This window comes from Bartonella sp. LJL80 (genome assembly GCF_054871565.1).
On record NZ_JBTXLM010000001.1, the window covers coordinates 363,263 to 383,926 of the forward strand.

General features: G+C 50.6%; 16 protein-coding genes. 5 read left to right on the plus strand and 11 right to left on the minus strand.

The window, feature by feature from the left end:
* The first annotated feature begins 89 nt into the window (after window positions 1-89).
* The 4 genes from ftsE (at window position 90) to ACYSNS_RS01645 (ending at window position 4,000) form a co-directional block, all read left to right on the plus strand.
* Window positions 90-749: a cell division ATP-binding protein FtsE gene (gene ftsE / locus ACYSNS_RS01630; protein ID WP_461721379.1), complete on the plus strand. Its 660-nt coding sequence runs from the start codon at window positions 90-92 to the stop codon at window positions 747-749.
* The gene (locus ACYSNS_RS01635; protein ID WP_461721380.1) at window positions 742-1,716 is read left to right on the plus strand and encodes a cell division protein FtsX; all 975 of its coding nucleotides are present in this window, start codon (window positions 742-744) and stop codon (window positions 1,714-1,716) included. Before ftsE ends, ACYSNS_RS01635 begins: the two co-directional genes overlap by 8 nt.
* Window positions 1,717-1,720: 4 nt before the next feature.
* The gene (locus ACYSNS_RS01640; protein ID WP_461721381.1) at window positions 1,721-2,395 is read left to right on the plus strand and encodes a YdcF family protein; all 675 of its coding nucleotides are present in this window, start codon (window positions 1,721-1,723) and stop codon (window positions 2,393-2,395) included.
* A 162-nt stretch (window positions 2,396-2,557) separates the two neighbouring features.
* Window positions 2,558-4,000: an NAD-dependent succinate-semialdehyde dehydrogenase gene (locus ACYSNS_RS01645; protein WP_461721382.1), complete on the plus strand. Its 1,443-nt coding sequence runs from the start codon at window positions 2,558-2,560 to the stop codon at window positions 3,998-4,000.
* A 369-nt stretch (window positions 4,001-4,369) separates the two neighbouring features.
* Here the strand turns inward: ACYSNS_RS01645 and ybaK are convergent, their stop codons facing one another.
* The 11 genes from ybaK to tesB form a co-directional block, all read right to left on the minus strand.
* Window positions 4,370-4,843 (minus strand): Cys-tRNA(Pro) deacylase, encoded by a 474-nt coding sequence (ybaK, locus tag ACYSNS_RS01650; RefSeq protein ID WP_461721383.1) that lies wholly within the window; start codon window positions 4,841-4,843, stop codon window positions 4,370-4,372.
* Window positions 4,844-5,126: 283 nt separating this feature from the next.
* A complete protein-coding gene (locus tag ACYSNS_RS01655; RefSeq protein WP_461721384.1) occupies window positions 5,127-7,106 on the minus strand; it encodes a MacB family efflux pump subunit in 1,980 nt (659 codons plus the stop codon).
* A gap of 3 nt (window positions 7,107-7,109) precedes the next feature.
* Window positions 7,110-8,306 (minus strand): efflux RND transporter periplasmic adaptor subunit, encoded by a 1,197-nt coding sequence (locus tag ACYSNS_RS01660; RefSeq protein WP_461721385.1) that lies wholly within the window; start codon window positions 8,304-8,306, stop codon window positions 7,110-7,112.
* A complete protein-coding gene (locus ACYSNS_RS01665) occupies window positions 8,303-9,793 on the minus strand; it encodes an efflux transporter outer membrane subunit (protein ID WP_461721878.1) in 1,491 nt (496 codons plus the stop codon). The genes ACYSNS_RS01660 and ACYSNS_RS01665 overlap by 4 nt, the downstream gene beginning before the upstream one ends.
* A gap of 161 nt (window positions 9,794-9,954) precedes the next feature.
* The gene (locus ACYSNS_RS01670) at window positions 9,955-10,761 is read right to left on the minus strand and encodes an exodeoxyribonuclease III (protein ID WP_461721386.1); all 807 of its coding nucleotides are present in this window, start codon (window positions 10,759-10,761) and stop codon (window positions 9,955-9,957) included.
* Between the two features lie 105 nt (window positions 10,762-10,866).
* A complete protein-coding gene (locus ACYSNS_RS01675; RefSeq protein ID WP_461721387.1) occupies window positions 10,867-11,985 on the minus strand; it encodes an alpha/beta hydrolase in 1,119 nt (372 codons plus the stop codon).
* 75 nt (window positions 11,986-12,060) lie between these two features.
* Window positions 12,061-12,669, minus strand: coding sequence for an outer-membrane lipoprotein carrier protein LolA (locus ACYSNS_RS01680; protein WP_461721879.1), 609 nt, complete (start codon window positions 12,667-12,669; stop codon window positions 12,061-12,063).
* A gap of 143 nt (window positions 12,670-12,812) precedes the next feature.
* Entirely contained in the window at window positions 12,813-15,278 is a 2,466-nt protein-coding gene (locus ACYSNS_RS01685; RefSeq protein WP_461721388.1) for a DNA translocase FtsK, read from the minus strand.
* A 429-nt stretch (window positions 15,279-15,707) separates the two neighbouring features.
* A complete protein-coding gene (locus ACYSNS_RS01690) occupies window positions 15,708-17,024 on the minus strand; it encodes an ammonium transporter (RefSeq protein WP_461721389.1) in 1,317 nt (438 codons plus the stop codon).
* A gap of 276 nt (window positions 17,025-17,300) precedes the next feature.
* Window positions 17,301-17,639: a P-II family nitrogen regulator gene (locus ACYSNS_RS01695; protein WP_461721390.1), complete on the minus strand. Its 339-nt coding sequence runs from the start codon at window positions 17,637-17,639 to the stop codon at window positions 17,301-17,303.
* A gap of 239 nt (window positions 17,640-17,878) precedes the next feature.
* A complete protein-coding gene (gene tesB / locus ACYSNS_RS01700) occupies window positions 17,879-18,748 on the minus strand; it encodes an acyl-CoA thioesterase II (RefSeq protein ID WP_461721391.1) in 870 nt (289 codons plus the stop codon).
* A gap of 110 nt (window positions 18,749-18,858) precedes the next feature.
* On the opposite strand from tesB, the gene ACYSNS_RS01705 reads away from it, so the two are divergent.
* Entirely contained in the window at window positions 18,859-20,100 is a 1,242-nt protein-coding gene (locus ACYSNS_RS01705; RefSeq protein WP_461721392.1) for a ubiquinone biosynthesis hydroxylase, read from the plus strand.
* Window positions 20,101-20,664 lie beyond the last annotated feature (564 nt).

Genomic DNA, 20,664 nt, shown 5'->3' on the forward strand with positions numbered 1-20,664 from the left:
ATAAGCGCGTTTGGCAGGCCGTTAAAAAGCCTGTTTTCATGCGCAAAAGCAACGTGTTCGATGAAGCTGAATGATTAGGTGCACCTAGAGTGATTCGTTTTGAAAATGTCGGTTTGCGTTATGGCATGGGACCGGAAGTGCTCCGTGACGTGAGCTTTCATATTCCTCACGGGTCATTTCAGTTTCTTACCGGCCCTTCGGGTGCAGGCAAAACGTCGTTGTTGCGCTTGATGTTTTTGGCAATGAAACCGACGCGCGGTTTGATCAATGTTTTCGGCGCGGACACCGCTCTGTTAAAGCGACGTGAAATGCCGGCACTTCGTCAACGCATCGGTATCGTCTTTCAAGATTTTCGGTTGCTTGACCACATGACGACCTATGAAAATGTTTCTCTTCCCCTTCGCATTAGAGGGCGGGAGGAAGCCACCTATCGCGCCGAAGTTGAAGAATTGCTGCAATGGGTGGGATTGGGTGAACGGATGAACGTGCTACCGCCTGTGCTGTCGGGTGGTGAAAAACAACGTGCTGCCATAGCACGCGCATTGATTGACCAACCGGAAATCTTGCTTGCCGATGAACCGACGGGCAATGTTGATCCTCCTTTGGCACGTCGTCTTCTACGACTGTTTATCGAGCTTAACCGTTCTGGCACGGCTGTTGTGATAGCAACCCACGATGTCGGGCTGATGGAACAGGTTGATGCGCGCCGTATGATTCTCCATGACGGGAGGCTCGACATCTATGATTGAGACTCCATCGCAAAATAGTGCCAAAAAAGTCTGGTCGCGTAAAAATCATAATGAACCGACATCCATTGTCCCAGCAGGTGATGTTGCTGGCAGGGCGCTGGCTGTTGTCATTGCAATTATGACATTTCTAGCGTCGCTTTCCTTGGGCGGGGTTGATCTTATAAGCCAATCCGCAAAAAGTTGGGAAAGCCAGATTTCCCGCGAAGCCACGATACAAATCCGCCCGACCGATGGACTCGACATTGAGAAAACGCTGCGATACGCGGTTGAATTGGTTGAGGGTTTCCAAGGTGTGACCAGCGCAAAGATTATTGACAAGGCTGCAACTGAACGCCTTCTTGAGCCTTGGCTTGGAAGCGGCCTTGCTCTTGATGAACTGCCGATCCCACGTCTTATCGTTGTGACATTGGATGATAATCACGACGCCGATTTCGGCATGATAAGCGATGCGATTGCCACACAAATCCCTGGCGGCAGCTTTGACGACCATCGCAATGCCATTGACCGGCTTGTCGTGATGGCACAAGCAACGGTATTCATCGGCATGGTTATCTTGTGTCTTGTGATCGCAGCGCTCATCCTGACGATTGTGTTTGCTACGCGCAGTGCACTTTCCGGCAATGCCCATATTGTTGAAGTTTTGCACTTCATTGGCGCTGAATCGAGATTTGTGGCAAGACAATTCGATTTGCATTTTTTTAAAACCGGCTTCAAAGGCGCGGTATATGGCGGAATAGCGGCGATTGTTATCTTTCTGGCATTTTCATTTTGGTCGAGCCGCAATATGGGCACGCCGGAAGCAGACCAAGCCACGGCTTTATTCGGCAATTTTTCCATTGGCTGGGGAAGCTATATAAAAATACTCGTTCTGATAGGATTTGTTTCTATTTTGACCATGGCGACAAGCCGACTTACTATTCTCAACCAATTAAAAGATATAGACCGCCGCGAAAGTGATTTATTCTGATACGATGAGCGACTGTTCACTGACTGCAGAATTTGCCAATCCTGATGCCCGTCGTAAACGGATGCGGCAACTAAGGTTGCTTCGCTGGCGTCGTCGTTTTTTCAAACACCTGCCGCCGGTCTCGTTGCTGATCATCTTTATCATTGTAGCGTTCGGTGCTGGTTTCTTTTACTTCAGCGAAAAGATCTCGCGTCTCGCCCCACCTGACCCCTTGCCGGTAGCAGATGCTATCATTGTATTGACAGGCGGTGAAAAGCGCATGGAATCCGGTTTGGATTTGCTCTCCAAAGGGCGTGGAACCCGCTTATTGATCAGTGGCGTCAATCCAGCCACCAATACTCAGGCACTTATCAGGGTAACGCACGCAGACCCGCTATTATTCGATTGTTGTGTTGATCTTGGTCATGAGGCAATCAATACGATCGGCAATGCAGAAGAAAGCACGGCATGGATTCGACGCAACCATTATCGCAGTGTCTACATTGTAACCAACGACTACCATATGCCGCGCTCGCTTCGGGAGCTTGAACGTTTGATGCCGGATATCCAGTTTATTGCCTATCCCATCAGCGATGAAAATGAAGATGACAGTTGGATCAGGCAATTTAATCAACTTCGTATCCTCGCCTCAGAATATGTCAAATTCATCGGTGCGGAAATCCGCGGCTGGTTGCGCTGAAAATCACACCTGTCATATGACGCTGCTATTATTGGTTTGCAAAGCGCTTGGCAGACTTCAGTGGCAGGCATCTTTTCTGTTTTCGCCGCCGATCACAAAAAAGCGCCTTGATCCGTTCGGCATGTTGCGCGACAAAGTTATATAGTTTTTTTGGAGGAAGAAATGACGAATATCCAATATCCCAATACCAAGCTTTTGATAAATAACGAATGGCGTGACGCACGGGGCGGCAGGACCATTGACGTTATTGATCCGGCGACGGAAGAAGTTATCGGTAAAATTGCCCGCGCTGAAAAAGCCGATCTGGAAGAAGCGGCAACATCCGTTGCCAAAGGTTTCGAGATATGGAGCGCGACATCGCCGTTTGATCGCGCTAAACTGATGCGTAAAGCCGCTAGCCTTCTGCGCGAGCGTGTCGATAATATTGCTTGGCTGATGACGCGCGAACAGGGCAAAACCCTTGAACAAGCGAAAATGGAAACTCTTGGCGCGGCCGACACCATTGATTGGTTCGCTGAAGAGGCGCGCCGCACCTATGGTCAGGTTATACCGGCACGTGCTGGCAACGTAACACAAATGGTCATTAAACGACCCGTCGGTCCCGTGGCAGCTTTTACCCCGTGGAATTTCCCTATCAACCAGATTGTTCGCAAATTGTCTGCCGCACTTGCCGCAGGGTGTTCAATCATCGTGAAAGCGCCTGAAGAAACGCCCGCCTCTCCCGCAGCGATGATCCAGTGCTTTGTCGATGCAGGTATTCCAGCCGGTGTGATTGCGCTTGTTTATGGTGTACCCGCCGAGATTTCGGAATTTCTCATTCCGCACCCGTTGATTGAAAAGATTTCGTTTACCGGCTCGACAGTGGTTGGCAAACATCTTGCAGCGCTTGCCGGTCAACATATGAAAAAAGCAACGATGGAATTGGGCGGCCATGCCCCCGTGCTGGTTTTTGATGATGCCGACATCGACAAGGCGGTTTCCATCATGGCAGCAGCAAAATTCCGCAATGCCGGTCAGGTTTGCGCGTCACCAACACGGTTTTTAATCCAGGAAAGCGTCTACGACGAATATTTGGAGAAATTCATAAAAGCCGCGAAAGCCATTAAGGTCGGAAATGGTCTTGATGCCGGCGTCGATATGGGGCCGCTCGCCAATGAACGGCGTATTCCCGCGATGGAAGAGATGATCAAAGACGCGGTTTCCAAGGGTGCGAAATTGCAAACAGGTGGAAAACGCATTGGCAATAAAGGCTATTTCTTCGAACCCACGATTTTGACAGATGTGCCAACATCTGCTGAAATGATGAATGAGGAACCATTCGGGCCGGTCGCTATCATCAACCGCTTTAAAACTCTGGATGATGCGATTGCCGAGGCCAACCGCTTGCGTTATGGCTTGGCATCTTATGCCTTTACAACATCTGCCGCCACCGTGCAGGCACTTGGCGCGCGCATCAATGCGGGTATGACAACCATCAACCACAATGGTCTGGCGCTTCAAGAAGTACCTTTTGGCGGCATCCGCGATTCCGGTTATGGAACCGAAGGTGGGTCAGAGGCCATCAATGCTTATCTGGATCTTAAATTCGTGACATTGGCGGTTTAGAGCGCTTTTCGACCTGATGCTATCCGCCCGGCGCTTCTCAAGCTTTTGACTTGTCGCGGTATCTTATCCGATTGATCATGCACATCAATCGGGAACCGCTCTAAAAACATCGAGCCACGCAGAAATTGTCCTGCGTGGCTCTCATGCTTCTGAAGCAAACAAGCATTGCCCTTCCGGTTAGACCGGTAATCGTGATTGATCGCGACATGTTCTATGGCGCCGCTCGTAATCTCTCTGATCTTTATTGATGCCTGCGCGGCTCGTTTAAGACCGCATAGCCTAAGCTTCAGGAACGGTCGGAGCATATACGGTGGCAGCCACGTGATCCTGTTGACGATATTTAGATGACGATAGACACCAGCCGCAACGTTAGCGGCAAAAGGGTGCTGTTTTAGCCGAGAGGGCGGTTATGACCGCATGCGGTGAGACTCTTACCTGCAATCCTCGTCCGCCACCGTTCACGAATATCGTGTCATGGGATAAGGCGCTTTCTTCAAAAACTGTCGGAAAATTGCGTCTTTGACCGAAAGGCGAGATGCCGCCGACCTTATATCCCGTCAATTTTTCCGCCTCATTTACGGAAAGCATAGCTGCATGCTTGCCGTCAAAAACTGCAGCCAGTTTCTTCATATTCGCTTCTTTATCTGCCGGCAAAACCGCGACATAAGGTTTATGATCGACCATGATCATAAGAGTTTTGAAAACTGTCGCGGGATCGGCGCCAATAGCCTCGGCAGCCTGTATGCCGATATGCTCGGCATGAGGGTCATAATCATATGAGACAAGTTCATATGCGATGTTGTGACGGGTTAAAAACGCAGTTGCCGGGGTCGTCTTACTCATCTTCCCACCTTCACGCAATAAAGTTTAGGCGCCTTGAATGAACGAGCACAATCCACCTATTTCAGCAGGAAAAATGCGCTCGCATGGCTTATAATGCTCCCATATTTATCGCCGCTGCGTTCCAGAAACAAGCTTTATGATATTATTGAAAACGCTCCGATCCGGCGTTCTATTGAAATCTGGGACACATTTCGATCCGATTGAATCAGATCAACCCGTCTCAAGCTTTTAATTTGTCGCGCTATCTTATCCGATTGATCATTCACATCAATCGGGAACCGCTCTAATCTCTTGCAAGCGCTGCTACGGGATCGAGTTTGGATGCATTGCGTGCCGGTAGAAAACCAAAACCAATGCCGATTAGTGTCGAAAACAAGAATGCGATCATGATGGATCCAGTCGAATAGACCAACTGGAATGGTGCACCGCTGATCGCGAAAATCCAACCGACAGACAGTCCGAAGAGAATGCCCAAAGTGCCACCAATCAGACAAACCAGAATGGCTTCGATGAGAAATTGTTGTAGGATATCGCTTTGTCGTGCTCCCACTGCCATTCGCACACCAATTTCATTGATGCGTTCGGATACGGTGACCAGCATGATGTTCATAACGCCGATGCCACCCACCAACAACGAGATCAGCGCAATTGAGGCGACGAGCAATGTCAGCACCTGCGTACTTGCCAAAACCTGCTCTCGGAATTCTTCGGAATTGCGGATGAAAAAATCCTCCGTGCCATGACGCATGATCAGAAAGCGTTTAACGGCTTCTTCTGCCAAACGGGAATCGACGTTATCAGCAACTTTCAAAGTGATCGAGCGCACAGTATTGTTGCCAAGAAATCTCGTCTGCACCGTTGTATAGGGAAGATACAATTGCAACGTGTCGGACGATGGCCCCATTTGTTGCAGTTCGACCACCCCGACAATGCGTGTAGGCACCTTGCCGACCAAAACCACTTTGCCGATCGGGCTATCATGACTATCGGGAAAAAGTGTGGAGATTGCCTGCTTTTCAACGACAAGATCGGTGGCACGGGTCGCAACGCTTTGCGCATCGAACAATCTTCCCTCGACCAATTTTGCACCCTGCGCATCGAAATATTGATCGCTGACACCGGAGACCGAAACATTGGATTCGATAGAACCATAGCGCACTGTGGATGTGGTTGAAACAGTCGGTGTGACAGCCGCAGCATAGGGTTGCTGGGCAAGCGCTGTCGCATCGGCATCCACCAATGTCGTGACTTTGCCCGACCGCATATCCGCAAAACTTTTGCCGGCAAAAATATTCAAGGTATTTGTACCCAGACTATTGATGTTTTCAAGAATCTGCTTTTGTGTGCCATTGCCCAAGGCGACCATTGAAACGACGGCGGCAATACCGATAATAACGCCCAACATCGTCAGAAATGTCCGCATACGATGCGCATTCATTGAAAGAAGCGCCATACGGAACGCTTCGTGGAAACGATCGACGAACGAACGAAACAGGCCGATTGTTTGGTGGCTGTCAATTTCGGCGACTATATCATCCGCATGACCGGTTGCGACTTCTGTCGGTTTATTGGCCCGATCGGATAAAATCTCGCCATCGCTGATTTCTATGATACGCTCGGCCTTTTCGGCAACCGACATATCGTGGGTGACGATGATGATTGTTCTGCCCTCGGCATGCAGCTCTTCCAGAATACGCAGGACTTCTTCACCACTATGGCGGTCAAGGGCACCGGTTGGCTCGTCAGCCAAGATGACTTCTGCATCATTCATCAATGCGCGGGCAATGGACACACGTTGCTGCTGACCACCTGAAAGTTGCCCGGGCCTGTGGTTGACTCGATCGCCCATGCCAAGGCGCTGTAACAAGGCACCAGCGCGTTTTTTGCGTTCATCGGGCGAACGTCCGGCATATATTGCCGGTATTTCCACATTTCCGAGAGCCGTCAACTCGCCCAGAAGGTGATAGCGCTGAAAGATAAAGCCGAAATGATCGCGCCGCAGGCCTGAAAGCTGGTCGGCGTCAAGCTGTGCAGTTTCCTTGCCCGAAACCCGATAGCTTCCGGCGCTTGGACGATCCAGACAACCGAGAATATTCATCAGCGTTGATTTGCCCGAACCCGAAGCACCGACAATAGCCACCATCTCGCCACGCTTGATTGTCAGGTTGATACCCTTGAGAACACGCACATTGGTTTCTCCCGCAGGAAATTCGCGGATAACATCCTTCAAAACAATAACGGCATCGGTTCTATCGGTTTTCATTGCTTAGAACGGCCCCATACGACGACGATTACCGGCTGTCGGCATGACACCGTTGCTGGAGCCGGTCACGACCGTTTCACCTTCATCCAAGCCAGATAAAACCTCCACCATAACTTTATTGTTCAAGCCGGTTTCAATGTCTTTTGCATGGAGTTCGCCGTTTTTATCCAGCACATTCACCACAGCCTTATGCCCGCTTACATTGTTCAAAGCATCGGCCGGTATCAATAGGGCATTCTCCGCCCGACCAAGAATGATATGCACTTCCGCCGTCATATAGGTGCGCAAAACACCATCATCGTTCGGCACGTCGAATGTACCATTATAATAAATCGCCGATGATGAAGATGTGCTTGAAGAGGCACTGCTGGAAGAATTGAAACTGATATCGTTGCGTATGGATTCAGGTGCCGGTTCAATCTTTTCCAGACGGCTTTCATATCGCCTGTCGGGATTGCCGATAACGTTGAAATAGAGATCCTGCTGCGGTTTTACATTGATGATATCGGCTTCCGATATTTCAGCCCGCACGGTCATGACCGAAAGATCGCCAAGGATAACGATGGTCGGTGCGGATTGCACCGCATTGACGTTTTGCCCTTCCTGCACAACGGCAGCAAGTACAGTGCCGTCGGATGGCGCTGTAACACGCGTATAGCCGAGATTGACCTGTGCCGTTTCCACATCGACTTCCGCTTGGACAATTTGTGCCTTTAACTGGTCGATCTGGGCTTCGCGGATTTTGACCTGCGCATCTGCATCATCAAAATCTGCCCGCGATACCGCGTGGGATGCAATCATTGTTTGCTGGCGGGTCAAATTTTGCTTGGCAAGGACCAACTGGGCTTCCTGTTCTGCCAATTTGCCACGATAATTTGCCAAAGCCGCCTGTTTGCTTTTCAAATCATTTTGCTGGGTTGTCGGGTCAATCTCTGCCAAGAGATCTCCCTCTTTCACAATACTTCCCGGTTGGACCTTCATGGAAACGATACGACCGGTCGCTCGCGCGCCGACCGCTACCAAGCGATGCGGCTTGACGGTCCCCGTGGCCAAGACGCTCACCTCGATGTTTCCGCGTTTAACGGCTGAGGTCATATAAGTGGGCTGTGTCGTGCCGAAAAAAGCCGACCGTATCCAAAAGAAAAGCACAATCACCACAATTACTGCGACGATAATTGTAACCAGTTTTCTACGGTTCATCGTGTTTCACTTCCTGCCTGAGCCGTTTTAATATGGGGGCCTGTATAACCATCGACGATTTCGGGACGTGACGTTTCAACGGTTCCATCCCATCCCCCACCAAGCGCTTTCATCAAGGCGATATAATCTGTTGTGATTGCTACACGACTTTCAATCAACGATTGTTCTGATGAATAATGCGAACGTTCCGCATTCAACAATTCTAGAAAGCTTGTATTTCCGCTTTCATACAGTGATCGTGAGAGTTCCAGCGCTTTGGAGTAGGCCGTCGACGCTTGAGCAAGCTTGCCGGAACGTTGTCTTTCCTTGCGCATTGACACAAGCGCGTTTTCGACATCTTCCAATGCTGTCAAAACACTGCTGCGATAGGCGATGAACGATTGGTCACGTTGCGCGCGGGCTATTTCCACCGCAGCCTCACGCTGGCCACCATTGAAGATAGGGACGCTCACACCCGGGCCAAACGACCAGCTGATGGATGAATCCTTGCCAAGCTGGCCGGGCTGCGTTGCGGCTGTCGATATATTGCCCGTCAATGTAACCGACGGGTAACGCGCAGCTTCTGCCTGTCCTATACGCGCGGTTGATTGCGCATATTGACGCTCGGCCAGGCGCACATCGGGACGCGTCAACAGAATGTCTGCCGGTACACCGGCTGGAATTGGCCATTTGGGCTGTGGTACCCGACCGGTCTTTTTCATTGTGTCGTTCAGCGCTGTCGGACTCTGCCCTGTCAACACCGATAAGCGGTGTATCGTCGTTGCCAAATTCGCTTCCATCTGGGGAATACCGGCTTCGGTACTGGCTGCCTGCCCCTCGGCATTGGAAACATCAAGCTGGGAAACCGCACCGGCTGCAAATTTATCGCGGGTGAGCTGTGCCGTCCTTTTTTGCGAGGCGGCAGTTCTCTGTGCCAAGGCTATTTTTTGCTGGAGGCCGCGGGCTTCAGCATAATTGGTCGCGACATCGCCAATAAGCGTGACCATTGTCGCCCGCATATCTTCCTTTGCACCATCAAGCCCATATTTTGCCGCTTCAACGGCCCGCCTGTTGGCGCCAAAAAGATCAATTTCCCAACTGGAATCAAAACCGCCACGATACTGGCTGCCTTCCGGCCCACCCGCCGATTTACTGCGGCTGCCAGACGCCGATCCATCAAGGCTTGGGTAGAGCGTACCTGTTGTCTGCCAAAGGCTGGCACGTGCTTCGCGCAGCTTTGCCTTGGCCGTCGCAACATCATTATTGCCGGCAATAGCATCAGCAACCAGCTTTTCAAGCAGGGGATCATTCAGGCGGCGCCACCACCCTGCAATTTGAGCAGGTTGAGAAGGGGTTTCACGTGAATCTGAACTCCAATGCGACGCCAGCAAAAAAGACGGCTTTTGATAGTCCGGCCCGACAAGACAACCTGAAAGCAAGAGAAGCCCGGCGAGTGCAGAAACGCGCTTAGGCAATTTGCCCGCGTTCTTTGAACACCATTTCTGCATCATTTCTCCTGAAACCGTCGTAAGACTTTTGCGGCGCATCAAGCATGAACATTTTTCCGTCCGCGCTTTTATATTCCACACTCACGCTTGAAAATCTCGTGAAATTTTGTTCATTTTCGGCCAAAGTCAATAGTTTGACGCCATCAATACTTCGCGTATCATTAATCAAGATCAAAACGCATGATAACCGGCACATGGTCGGACGGTTTTTCCCATCCCCTTGCTGCCGTGACGATTTGCATCTGCTGCATATGGGGGACAAGATCAGGCGAAGACCAGATATGGTCAAGGCGCCGGCCACGATTGGACGACTCCCAATCTTTGGCACGGTAGCTCCACCAGGTGTAGAGCTTTTCAGGCTCAGGCACTTGTTCGCGCATGAGATCGACCCAACCGCCATCATGACACAGAGCCTTCAGGGTTTCGGTTTCGATAGGGGTATGGCTGACAATCTTCAGCAGCTGTTTATGCGACCAAACGTCGTTTTCCAACGGTGCAATATTGAGATCTCCGACAAGGATGGACGAATAGCCATCGCCCATATCAGCGCGCACAGCTTTCATTTCTTCGAGGAAATCAAGCTTATGGCGAAACTTCGGATTGATTTCCGGATCCGGCTCATCCCCTCCGGCTGGAACATAAAAATTGTGAATGCGTATCGTTTTATCACCTGCTTTAACAGTCACGGAGAGATGACGACAATCACCTTTGTCGCAAAATCCTATTCTGCGGGCATCACCGAGAGGGCGCCTCGAAAGGGTTGCAACACCATGATAGCCTTTCTGACCACTCACCTCGATAAATTCATAACCCGCTGCCTTAAGGGCTTTGAACGGGAATTTATCATCGGGACACTTTGTCTCTTGCAGGCACAAGACATCCGGTTGTTGCTCTGCCAATAAATCGAGAACGAGCGGCAAACGCAATCGAACCGAATTGATATTCCAAGTGGCAACTTTGAAGCTCATCTTAAAACCTTCAAAAAAAGGGCTAGTTTTCCTGCCCTCTTTTATCCAGCTAAAACCTAAAAATCCAGCGCTCACGTAAAACTTTTCCGCACCGGCAATATTTGGCTATTTGACCTTGTCGAAAGAAGCCTTCAACTGCCGGGCGGCAAGATCCGTTGCCTCATCTGCTTGCGGGACAACACCCACCATGCCAAAGAATTCATGTGTCACACCGGGATAGGTATGCTGGACGACTTGGTTGCCGGCATTTTTTAAATGGTCGGCATAGGTCATACCTTCGCTTAACAGCGGATCAATTTCAGCATTTATGACGGTAATATCGCCTAAATCCTGCAAGTCTTTGCGCCCGACAAGATTGATCCGCGGATCTGCTGTGTCTTTTTGATGGTCAAACACTTCTGCAACAAACCACCCCATCGCTTTTTTGGATAAGGGTTGTGCATCAGCATTCACTTTGTATGAAGGCGTATTCATATCATTGCCCGCAATGGGATAGACAAGCAATTCGTGTACAGGCCTGATGGTTTTTGCATCCCTTGCACGCAAAGCCACATTGGCTGCCAGATTTGCGCCAGCACTTTCGCCTGCTACGGCAATCTTCTTAATATCGATGTTTAAACGGCCGGCATGCGTGACGGCCCACTGGTAAGCTGCCCAAGCATCTGCATGCGCCGCGGGAAACTTGTTTTCAGGTGCTTGCCGATAATGAGCCGAGACAACAACGGCCCCTGTCTTGGCAGCAAGTGCGCGCGCAGACATATCATACGTATCAAGATCGGCAATCACCCAACCGCCGCCATGGTAATAGACGATAAGCGGGAAAGGCCCTGTGCCTTGCGGCGTATATACACGCAACGCAATATCGCCTTTCGGTCCGGCAATCGTCATATCTTCGGTTTTGATAGAGGTAAAGCGCTCATCGGCTTTAATACCACGGTCTTTCATCACAGCCGTGGCCGCATCGGCAGGCGAAGGCTGGCTGCGTGTCTGTTCAACGGTCAAAGTGCCTATCGGCTTGGCACCCAGCTCTTCAAGCTTGAAAAGGACTGCGGCCATATCAGAAGACGGTACGGGTTTATCCATACCGCCCTGTTTGATTTCGGCAATATCACGGGGTGAATCCGACGTGGCTTCACCTCTTGGCATTTGTGCCTGACCGGCTGTTACGAGTGTTGTCGAAGCGAGAGCCAGACTGAGAAATAGGGTGTGCGTTTTATACGGCATGTTTCATCCTTTCAATTTCCATCTGTGAAAAGAAAGGATGAACGGGCAATAAAGTTCCCGCGGACTTAAATCATATCAGTTTCGGTTGCGTTTCATCGCGATACGCTGATACGGAATATCGAACATTCCTTTGGCAAATTTCACGCCGGTACGAACATTGGTGATTTGCACCGTTGTTTCAAGGTTTTGCTGGTCGACAATCGTCCACTGACGCAACTCGTAGGTCTTCGAGTCAAAAATCATACGGATCTGCCCCTTACCCAGGCTCTTATCCGCCAAAATAATCGTTGTCGCACCCGGATCCTGACTGACACCCAAAAGGCGACCGCCGGAAAGGTCGATCTGGTTGTCGAGCAACATTTTCATTGGTGTTTGCGATAATTGGTAGAGATCCCAAGTGTCGAGCTTGCGATTGTTGATCGCGACAGATTTGCCATCCGTTATCACACGCACAGGCGAGTCTTTGTAGCTGAAGCGAATTTTACCCGGTCTTTCCAAGTAAAAAGTTCCCTCGGACATATCACCTTTAGGACTGAACTGAACGAAATCGCCTGTCATCGTTTTGATCGATGAAAAATGGTTTGCAATTGTTTGTGCCTGCGCATTGGCATTTTGCGCATAAGCGGATGCCGGCAGAACCACTGTCGATATTGCTGCGGTTGTAGCCACCGCTCCCGCAATCATAAGCGCTTTAAAAGCCGATACGCATTTCATCATCATTCCTATACTCCTGCCATTCTTATTGCAGCATCGTGTGGCATCACTATGGCGTGCCTGTTTCCATCTGTGGCAAATGCCCGCAAAGACAAGGCAAAACTGCTAACGGTTCAAAAAGGGGCATCATCTTCAGGAACGAGAATCTCACGCTTTCCCGCATGATTTGCGGCGCTGATAAGCCCTTCATCTTCCATTCTTTCAATAATGGAAGCGGCCCTGTTATACCCAATGCCCAAACGACGCTGAATATAAGATGTCGAAACCTTGCGATCCCGTAATACGACAGCGACCGCCTGATCATAAGGGTCTTCCGAATCTTCCATTGTCGGAGCATTCGTTTCCGAGCCGGCGAGTTCTGTTTCGCCATCATCTTCCGTGATAGCATCCAGATAATCCGGCACGCCCTGCGCTTTAAGATGGTGGACGATCTGTTCGACCTCATCATCACCGACAAAAGGCCCATGTACGCGCTGGATGCGTCCGCCACCCATCATGAAGAGCATATCACCCTGCCCCAATAGCTGCTCGGCCCCCTGCTCGCCCAAGATGGTGCGGCTGTCAATTTTCGAGGTTACCGAAAACGATATGCGGGTCGGAAAATTGGCCTTGATCGTGCCGGTGATAACATCGACGGAGGGACGCTGCGTGGCCATGATCACATGGATACCGGCCGCGCGCGCCATCTGCGCCAGACGCTGAACGGCACCCTCGATGTCTTTGCCCGCAACCATCATCAAGTCTGCCATCTCGTCGATAATGACAACGATGTAAGGCATTGCTGCAAGGTCCAGCGTTTCAGTCTCATAAACAGGCTCACCTGTTTCGCGGTCAAAACCGGTCTGCACCGTACGGGACAGACTTTCTCCCTTGTTTTCCGCCTCTTTCACGCGGGCATTGAAGCCATCAATATTCCTGACGCCCACTTTGGCCATCTTGCGGTAACGCTCTTCCATTTCGCGCACCGCCCATTTAAGCGCGACAACGGCTTTTTTCGGGTCGGTAACCACCGGTGTCAACAAATGGGGAATTCCATCATAGACAGAAAGTTCCAACATTTTAGGATCAACCATGATCAAGCGGCATTGGTCAGGTGTCATACGATAAAGCAGCGACAGGATCATTGTATTGATTGCCACCGATTTACCCGAGCCTGTCGTCCCTGCAACCAACAAATGCGGCATTTTTGCGAGGTCGGCAATCACAGCTTCTCCGCCAATGGTCTTGCCAAGCGCCAAACCAAGTTTGGCCTTGTTTTCGTAAAAATCCTGCGTTTGCATGATTTCACGCAGATAAACGGTTTCGCGTGTCGGATTGGGCAGTTCGATGCCGATAACATTACGACCCGGAACAACGGCGACGCGGGCCGAGATTGCACTCATCGAGCGGGCAATATCATCGGCCAAGCCGATAATGCGCGAAGATTTTATACCCGGCGCAGGTTCAAACTCATAGAGGGTTACGACAGGGCCGGGTCGTGCATGGATAATTTGGCCTTTAACGCCGAAATCCTCCAATACGCTTTCCAATTGGGCGGCATGTTCCTTAAGGCTTTCAGGGGAAAGCAACGGGCTTTTTTGTATGACTTTCGGCTCGGCCAGATATTCCAGATGCGGCAGTTCAAACCCGTAAGCCTGCTGCGCGGTGGCTCTTGGTGCGGCTTTCGCACGACTGGCCTTTTGCGGTTTTTCATCTTCCCAAGGCACTTCGTTTTGCACAGCCTGCAGAGATGCAAAACCGGGATCCACACGCCCTTTGCTTTTTTCCGGATGGGACCGTTCAACATTTTTCAAAAAGTCCGGATTTTTCAAAAAATCCGGCTCGTTGCGCCTGAACAGACGACCTATGGCTGCCTTGAGCGTATAGACAGCATGCATCGTTCCTCCCAAAAGGGTCACAAAAATGCTGCCACGCGGCGCGTCACGCTCCGGCTCGTCATCATAATCCTTGCTGGCCTGACGGCGTTTTTTCTGTTTGGAGGACTTTGCAGGCTGACGGCGCCCGACGACACCACCAGCAATGGCCACCGACCAGAACGCCAAAGGCGCTAGGATGACCGCTATTATCACCGAACTTGCCATGGTCGGCAAAGCGGAAAGAAAAATATTGGCAAAGGATAAAATCTTGTCGCCGAATACGCCGCCAAGCCCGATAGGCATCGGCCAATGAGCAAACGGTGGAACCAAGGCGATCAAACCGGAAAAACAAAAGGCTGAAACCACCCAGAAGAACAGCCTCCGACCAAGCTTGCCAATATCCTTTTGTGCAATCAAGAGCACGGCCCAGAAAAACGGCGGCAACAATGCCGCAACACTTGCAAGGCCGAAAAACTGCATCGCAAGATCGGCAAAAACCGCTCCCGGCCACCCCATCAAATTGGTAACGGGATTGCTATTGGCATAACTCAATGACGGATCGGCAACGTTCCAGGTTGCCAATGCCGCTGCAGCCAATCCTATCAGTACCAGAAGAGCGATACCGATAAACGAGCCAAGCTGGCGTGAAAACATCACCACAAGACGCGGGCTTTGATAAGCACCGTCTGTTGTTAAATCATAAGATGATGAGCCCTGACGCATAAAAAAACCCAGATAGATGACCGCCGATCAATTCGGCATAGTTGTGTCACTATAGCGCCAGAGAGTTAACGGGCCATTAACCATCGGCAGCCCGGTCAGCAGATTGAAGGGTTTCAAAAACCGTTCAACAATAAAAAAAACCGCTTTTGATGCGGGCTTTTTCTAGAGCATTTCCTGAAAAAGTTAATCGGCTTTTCCGTTGGACAATGCGACAAATAAAAAATCTGAAGTAAATCCATGCCCCGAGAAAAAGAAGATTTGCTCCAGAGCATTTTCGCAAAAGTGTGAAGCGCATCCGTGGGGAAAACGATTCACAGGATCGTTTTCTTAATCCCAATCCTATCGGACAAAAATGCGGAAAAACCAAAGACTTAGAGCACGTATTTGGTTCATCAGATACCGAACGTGCTCTAGGACAAAGATGTCGTGTCAGTGAATGGTTTCACCGTGGAGGGAAATATCAAGCCCCTCGATTTCCTGCTGTTTTGTCGGGCGCAGTCCGATGACAGCTTTGATGACATAGAGGATAATGGCCGTGACCACCGCTGAATAGATAATTGCGGCAACAAGACCGTAAGCCTGATTCAGCACCGATACTTTGGCATAGGCATCCGGATCGTCAAAAAAGATGTCGGAAGCGAAATAGCCCGTCAGCAATGCACCGACAATACCGCCCACACCGTGAACGCCAAAGGCATCAAGCGAATCGTCATAACCCAGTGCCCGCTTGAGGAATACCGCTGCGACATAGCAAACAGGTCCGGCAATGATGCCGATAATCAATGCGCCCATAGGTTCGACGAAGCCCGCCGCTGGCGTAATAGCCACCAAGCCTGCCACCGCGCCGGAGATGATGCCCAAAACGGATGGCTTCTTTGAAACGGCCCATTCAACGATCATCCAACACAAAGCACCAGCCGCAGTTGCCACCTGTGTGTTAAGCATGGCAATGGCAGCAACCTTATTGGCGGCACCGGCCGAGCCAGCGTTAAAACCAAACCAGCCAATCCACAAAAGAGCGGCACCGATCATCGATAGTGTCAGATTGTGTGGTGCCATATTGACACTGCCATAGCCTTCACGTTTTCCGAGGATTAGAACCGTGACCAACCCTGCGACACCGGCATTGACATGGATAACCGTTCCGCCGGCGAAGTCCAATACGCCATCTTTTCCAAGGAAACCGCCGCCCCAAACCCAGTGGCAGATCGGCGCATAAACCAATAGTGACCATAATCCCATAAACCAGAGCATTGCTGAAAATTTCATCCGCTCGGCGAAGGCACCGGTAATCAATGCCGGAGTGATCACTGCAAACGCCATTTGGAACGTAATCCATAGATAGGTCGGGAAGGTGCCATTCAAGTCATCTATGGAGATACCTTTGAGGAAAAGGTGGGCGAAATCGCCGTAATAAGGATTTTCGCCGGAAAAGGTGAACGAGTAGCCCACGACAAACCATATGACACTGACCAGACAGCAAATCGCGAAACTCTGCGTCATCGTGGCCAGAACGTTTTTCTTACGTACCATACCGCCGTAAAACAGCGCCAAACCGGGTATCGTCATCAAAAGGACGAAAGCCGTCGAAACCAGCATCCATGCTGTATCACCGGAATCGAGCTTTGTCGGGATTTCGGTGACAACCTCCGTCACTGTCTCGACTTCCTGTGCAAAACCCGTGCTCGCGCCCATCAGTGCAAAAGCACCCAACGCGATCGGAATAATCTTTTTAACACTCACCATTTAACCTCTCCATCAGGAATGGAACGTGCAGCACGTTCACTTCATATCAATGCTAACAAGTTTCATGCCAATTGCTTTTTAAAGCTCCATCTCGGCACTGAAAGCCGCACAACTATGTATCATTGTAAATTATTGCCTATTTTTTAGGCTGAATGCCTCACAAACGCATGGTTTAGAGCGGTTCCCGATCGATGTGAAACATCAATCGGATAAGATACCGCGACAAATCAAAAGCTTGAGACGCGCCGGCCAGATAGCATCAGGTCGAAAAGCGCTCTAAAGCGCGCTTTCATCAATTTCTCCGGTACGGATACGTACCGCGCGGTCTAAGGGGATGACAAAAATTTTCCCATCGCCAATCTGGCCTGTTCTCGCGGAATCGGTCAAAATCTCTACCACACGGTCCACCAGTTCTTCCGCCACAGCCACTTCAATCTTGATCTTCGGCAGAAAACTGATGGCATATTCGGCACCGCGATAAATCTCCGTATGCCCCTTCTGCCGCCCATAGCCCTTGACTTCTGTGATCGTTAATCCGTCGATGCCGATAGCGGTCAATGCGTCACGCACATCGTCGAGCTTGAAAGGCTTAATGATTGCCATGATGATTTTCATAGTCTGTCCCTCTTGGCTGTTGCACATTGCAGTAAAACCACGCCGCTTTGAAAGCCGCTGGCTATGGTGCAACATTCAAGCTTCGTGCCAATTGGACAAATAATCTGGAAAAATACCAAAAACGCCACTCGGTTTGCCGGATTGCGTTTCGGAAAAACAATAGGATGAGCCCTTGCTTCATCCAAAAAATATTATCGATGAAAAACCGCAGCAGGGTCAGCGCCACGCATCGGGCGCGCTCAACGCGGCGCAATCTGGCGCATGAGACCTTCCTGGGCGACGCTGGCGACAAGCTTGCCATCCCGACTATAAATATAGCCATGGCTCAATCCCCGTGCATTATGGGTGTTGGGGCTTTCAATGTCATAAAGCAACCAGTCATCAAGAATGAAAGGCCGGTGAAACCACATGGAATGGTCGAGGCTGGCCGGCTGGATATCATCGGAAAACACCGACCGCCCATGCACCAATAAAGACGTATCCAGCAATGTCATATCCGACAAATAGGCTAGAACAGCAGAATTCAAACGACGATTTCCCGCCGCATCGCCATCAAGTTTGAACCAGCATTGCTGCGACGGCGAATGTTTTTGTCTTCCCAGATATTCCTCCAGATCCGTTGGACGAATGATAAAGGGCCTTTGCATATTCCAATAGGTGCGGACACTCTCCGGTGCCTTTGCCAAAATAGCTTCGTTGATCGTATGATCATCCGCTAACGTTTCCGGTTGAGGCAACCCCTGTGGCATCGGCCTTTGATAATCGAGCCCCGGTTCGTCAATCTGGAATGATGCGGAAAAAGACAGGATAACAACGTCGCTTTGTTTGGCAACAACCCGCCGTGTCGAAAAACTACGGCCATCCCGCAAACGCTCGACATCGTAAATGATCGGCTGCTCCGGGTCGCCCGGTCTGATAAAATAGGCATGGAGTGAATGAACAAACCGATCATCGCTGACCGTATGCTGCGCTGCCATAAGCGCCTGGGCAATGACATGGCCGCCAAAAACACGTTGCCAGCGTGAATTCCCGCTTTGCCCGCGAAACATGTTCTGGTCTATTTTTTCTAAATCCAGTATGGATAGAAGATGTTGAAGCGGATTGGTCATGGAACATATCACTCGATTGATGAATTCATGCCAGACCGATGAACCAAGAACAGGGCACCTTGTCAAGAACAGACAAGCCCGGTGCCAGCAATTTCGAAAGGAAGCAAGAGATGTCTGCCGCAACCACACAACGCGCTGAGGGTTTCGATCTGATCATTGCAGGGGGCGCCTATGTCGGCCTTTCCTTGGCAGTTGCGGTCAAGCAGGCAGCCCCTTCCTTGAAAATCAGCGTTATTGATGCCAGCCCGAAAGATAGCTGGAAGACCGATCCGCGTGCCTCTGCCATTGCGGCCGCGGCGATCCGCATGTTGCGACAGCTTGATTGTTGGCAGGAAGTGGAGCCGCAATCTCAGGCTATACGCGACATGATCATCACTGATTCGCGCAAAAGTGATCCGGTAAGACCGGTTTTTCTGACATTTGACGGTGATGTTGCCGCGGGTGAGCCCTTTGCCTATATGGTCGAAAACAAGCACCTCAATGCGTCCCTCCATCGTCGTGCAAAAGAATTGGGCATTCCGGTCATCGAAGGTGTCCGTGTCAACGGCTTCACCAACCGTGCCGAACAGGTGGATGTCGAACTGGATAATGGCGACATCCTGACCACACGATTATTGGTTGCTGCCGATGGCGTACGCTCCAAGCTGCGCGACATGGCAGGCATCAAAACAGTTTACTGGCCCTATGGCCAAATGGGCATTGTCTGCACAGTCGAGCATGAACGTCCGCATCATGGGCGCGCCGAAGAACATTTTCTTCCCGCCGGGCCTTTCGCCATATTGCCCTTGAAGGGCAACCGATCTTCCCTTGTCTGGAATGAACGTGATGAAGATGCAAAACGTCTTATGGAAGCCGACGACATGGTATTCGAGGCTGAACTGGAAAGCCGTTTCGGGCACCATCTTGGCGCATTGAAATTGGTGGGCGAAAAGCGGGCCTTTCCATTCGGGCTGACATTGGCGCGCGATTTCGTAAAGCCCCGTTTTGCTCTTGCCGGCGATGCGGCACACGGCATTCACCCGATTTCCGGCCAAGGGCTCAATCTCGGTTTCCGTGATGTTGCGGCTCTCGCCGAAGTGATTGTGGAAACATCGCGTCTGGGACTGGATATCGGTTCGATGGCGACACTGGAACGGTATCAAAGCTGGCGTCGGTTCGAAACTGTCCGCATGGGCATTACGACCGATGTACTCAACCGTATGTTCTCGAATGATATTACCCCAATCCGCATGCTCCGTGACGTCGGTCTTGGTATTGTCGACCGTTTGCCAAAGCTGAAGAGCTATTTCATCGAAGAGGCCGCTGGATTGACAAAAGGCTCACCGAAACTGTTGCTGGGTGAAGCTCTTTAGAGGGTATCTCGATCTTATAGGATCAGATCACCTTGAGATTTTCAAAATAACCAAAAGCCTATTACGCATTTTACGTAATTTTATTGACAAATTGCGTAAAATGCTTTATGGCCTATCCCCGCAGTGACAGGGTGCAACTCCCTGCTGACGTTAAACTGCAAGCGCGGGTATCGAAAGTCCTCCGGTGCTGTCAGAAACAGAGGACGGGTTAGCCGAAAGGCGCTCTGGCTTTGTCCCCCCTTTTTGATACGGGACTTATGGGTTTTGTCCCATGGCTATGGATGCCCCTGCTTCATGGTGTGTTGTCTCAAAAGAGATGACCCCATGGGGTAGGGGGTATCTATGGCTTTTTTCCCCCGGAAACCGCCATTTCGTGTTGTGACTATCCTTTAAAAAAAAGAAAATAACACGTTGCAAGCAACAGGCACAAACGGCTGATGTCCAAGCGCTAACGGATAACAGCACAGCCGTTGCAGAACTTGGCACTAGAGCATTTCCAGAAAAAGTTGAATCGGCTTTTTCGTTGGACAATGCGACAAATAAAAAATCTGGAGCAAATCCATG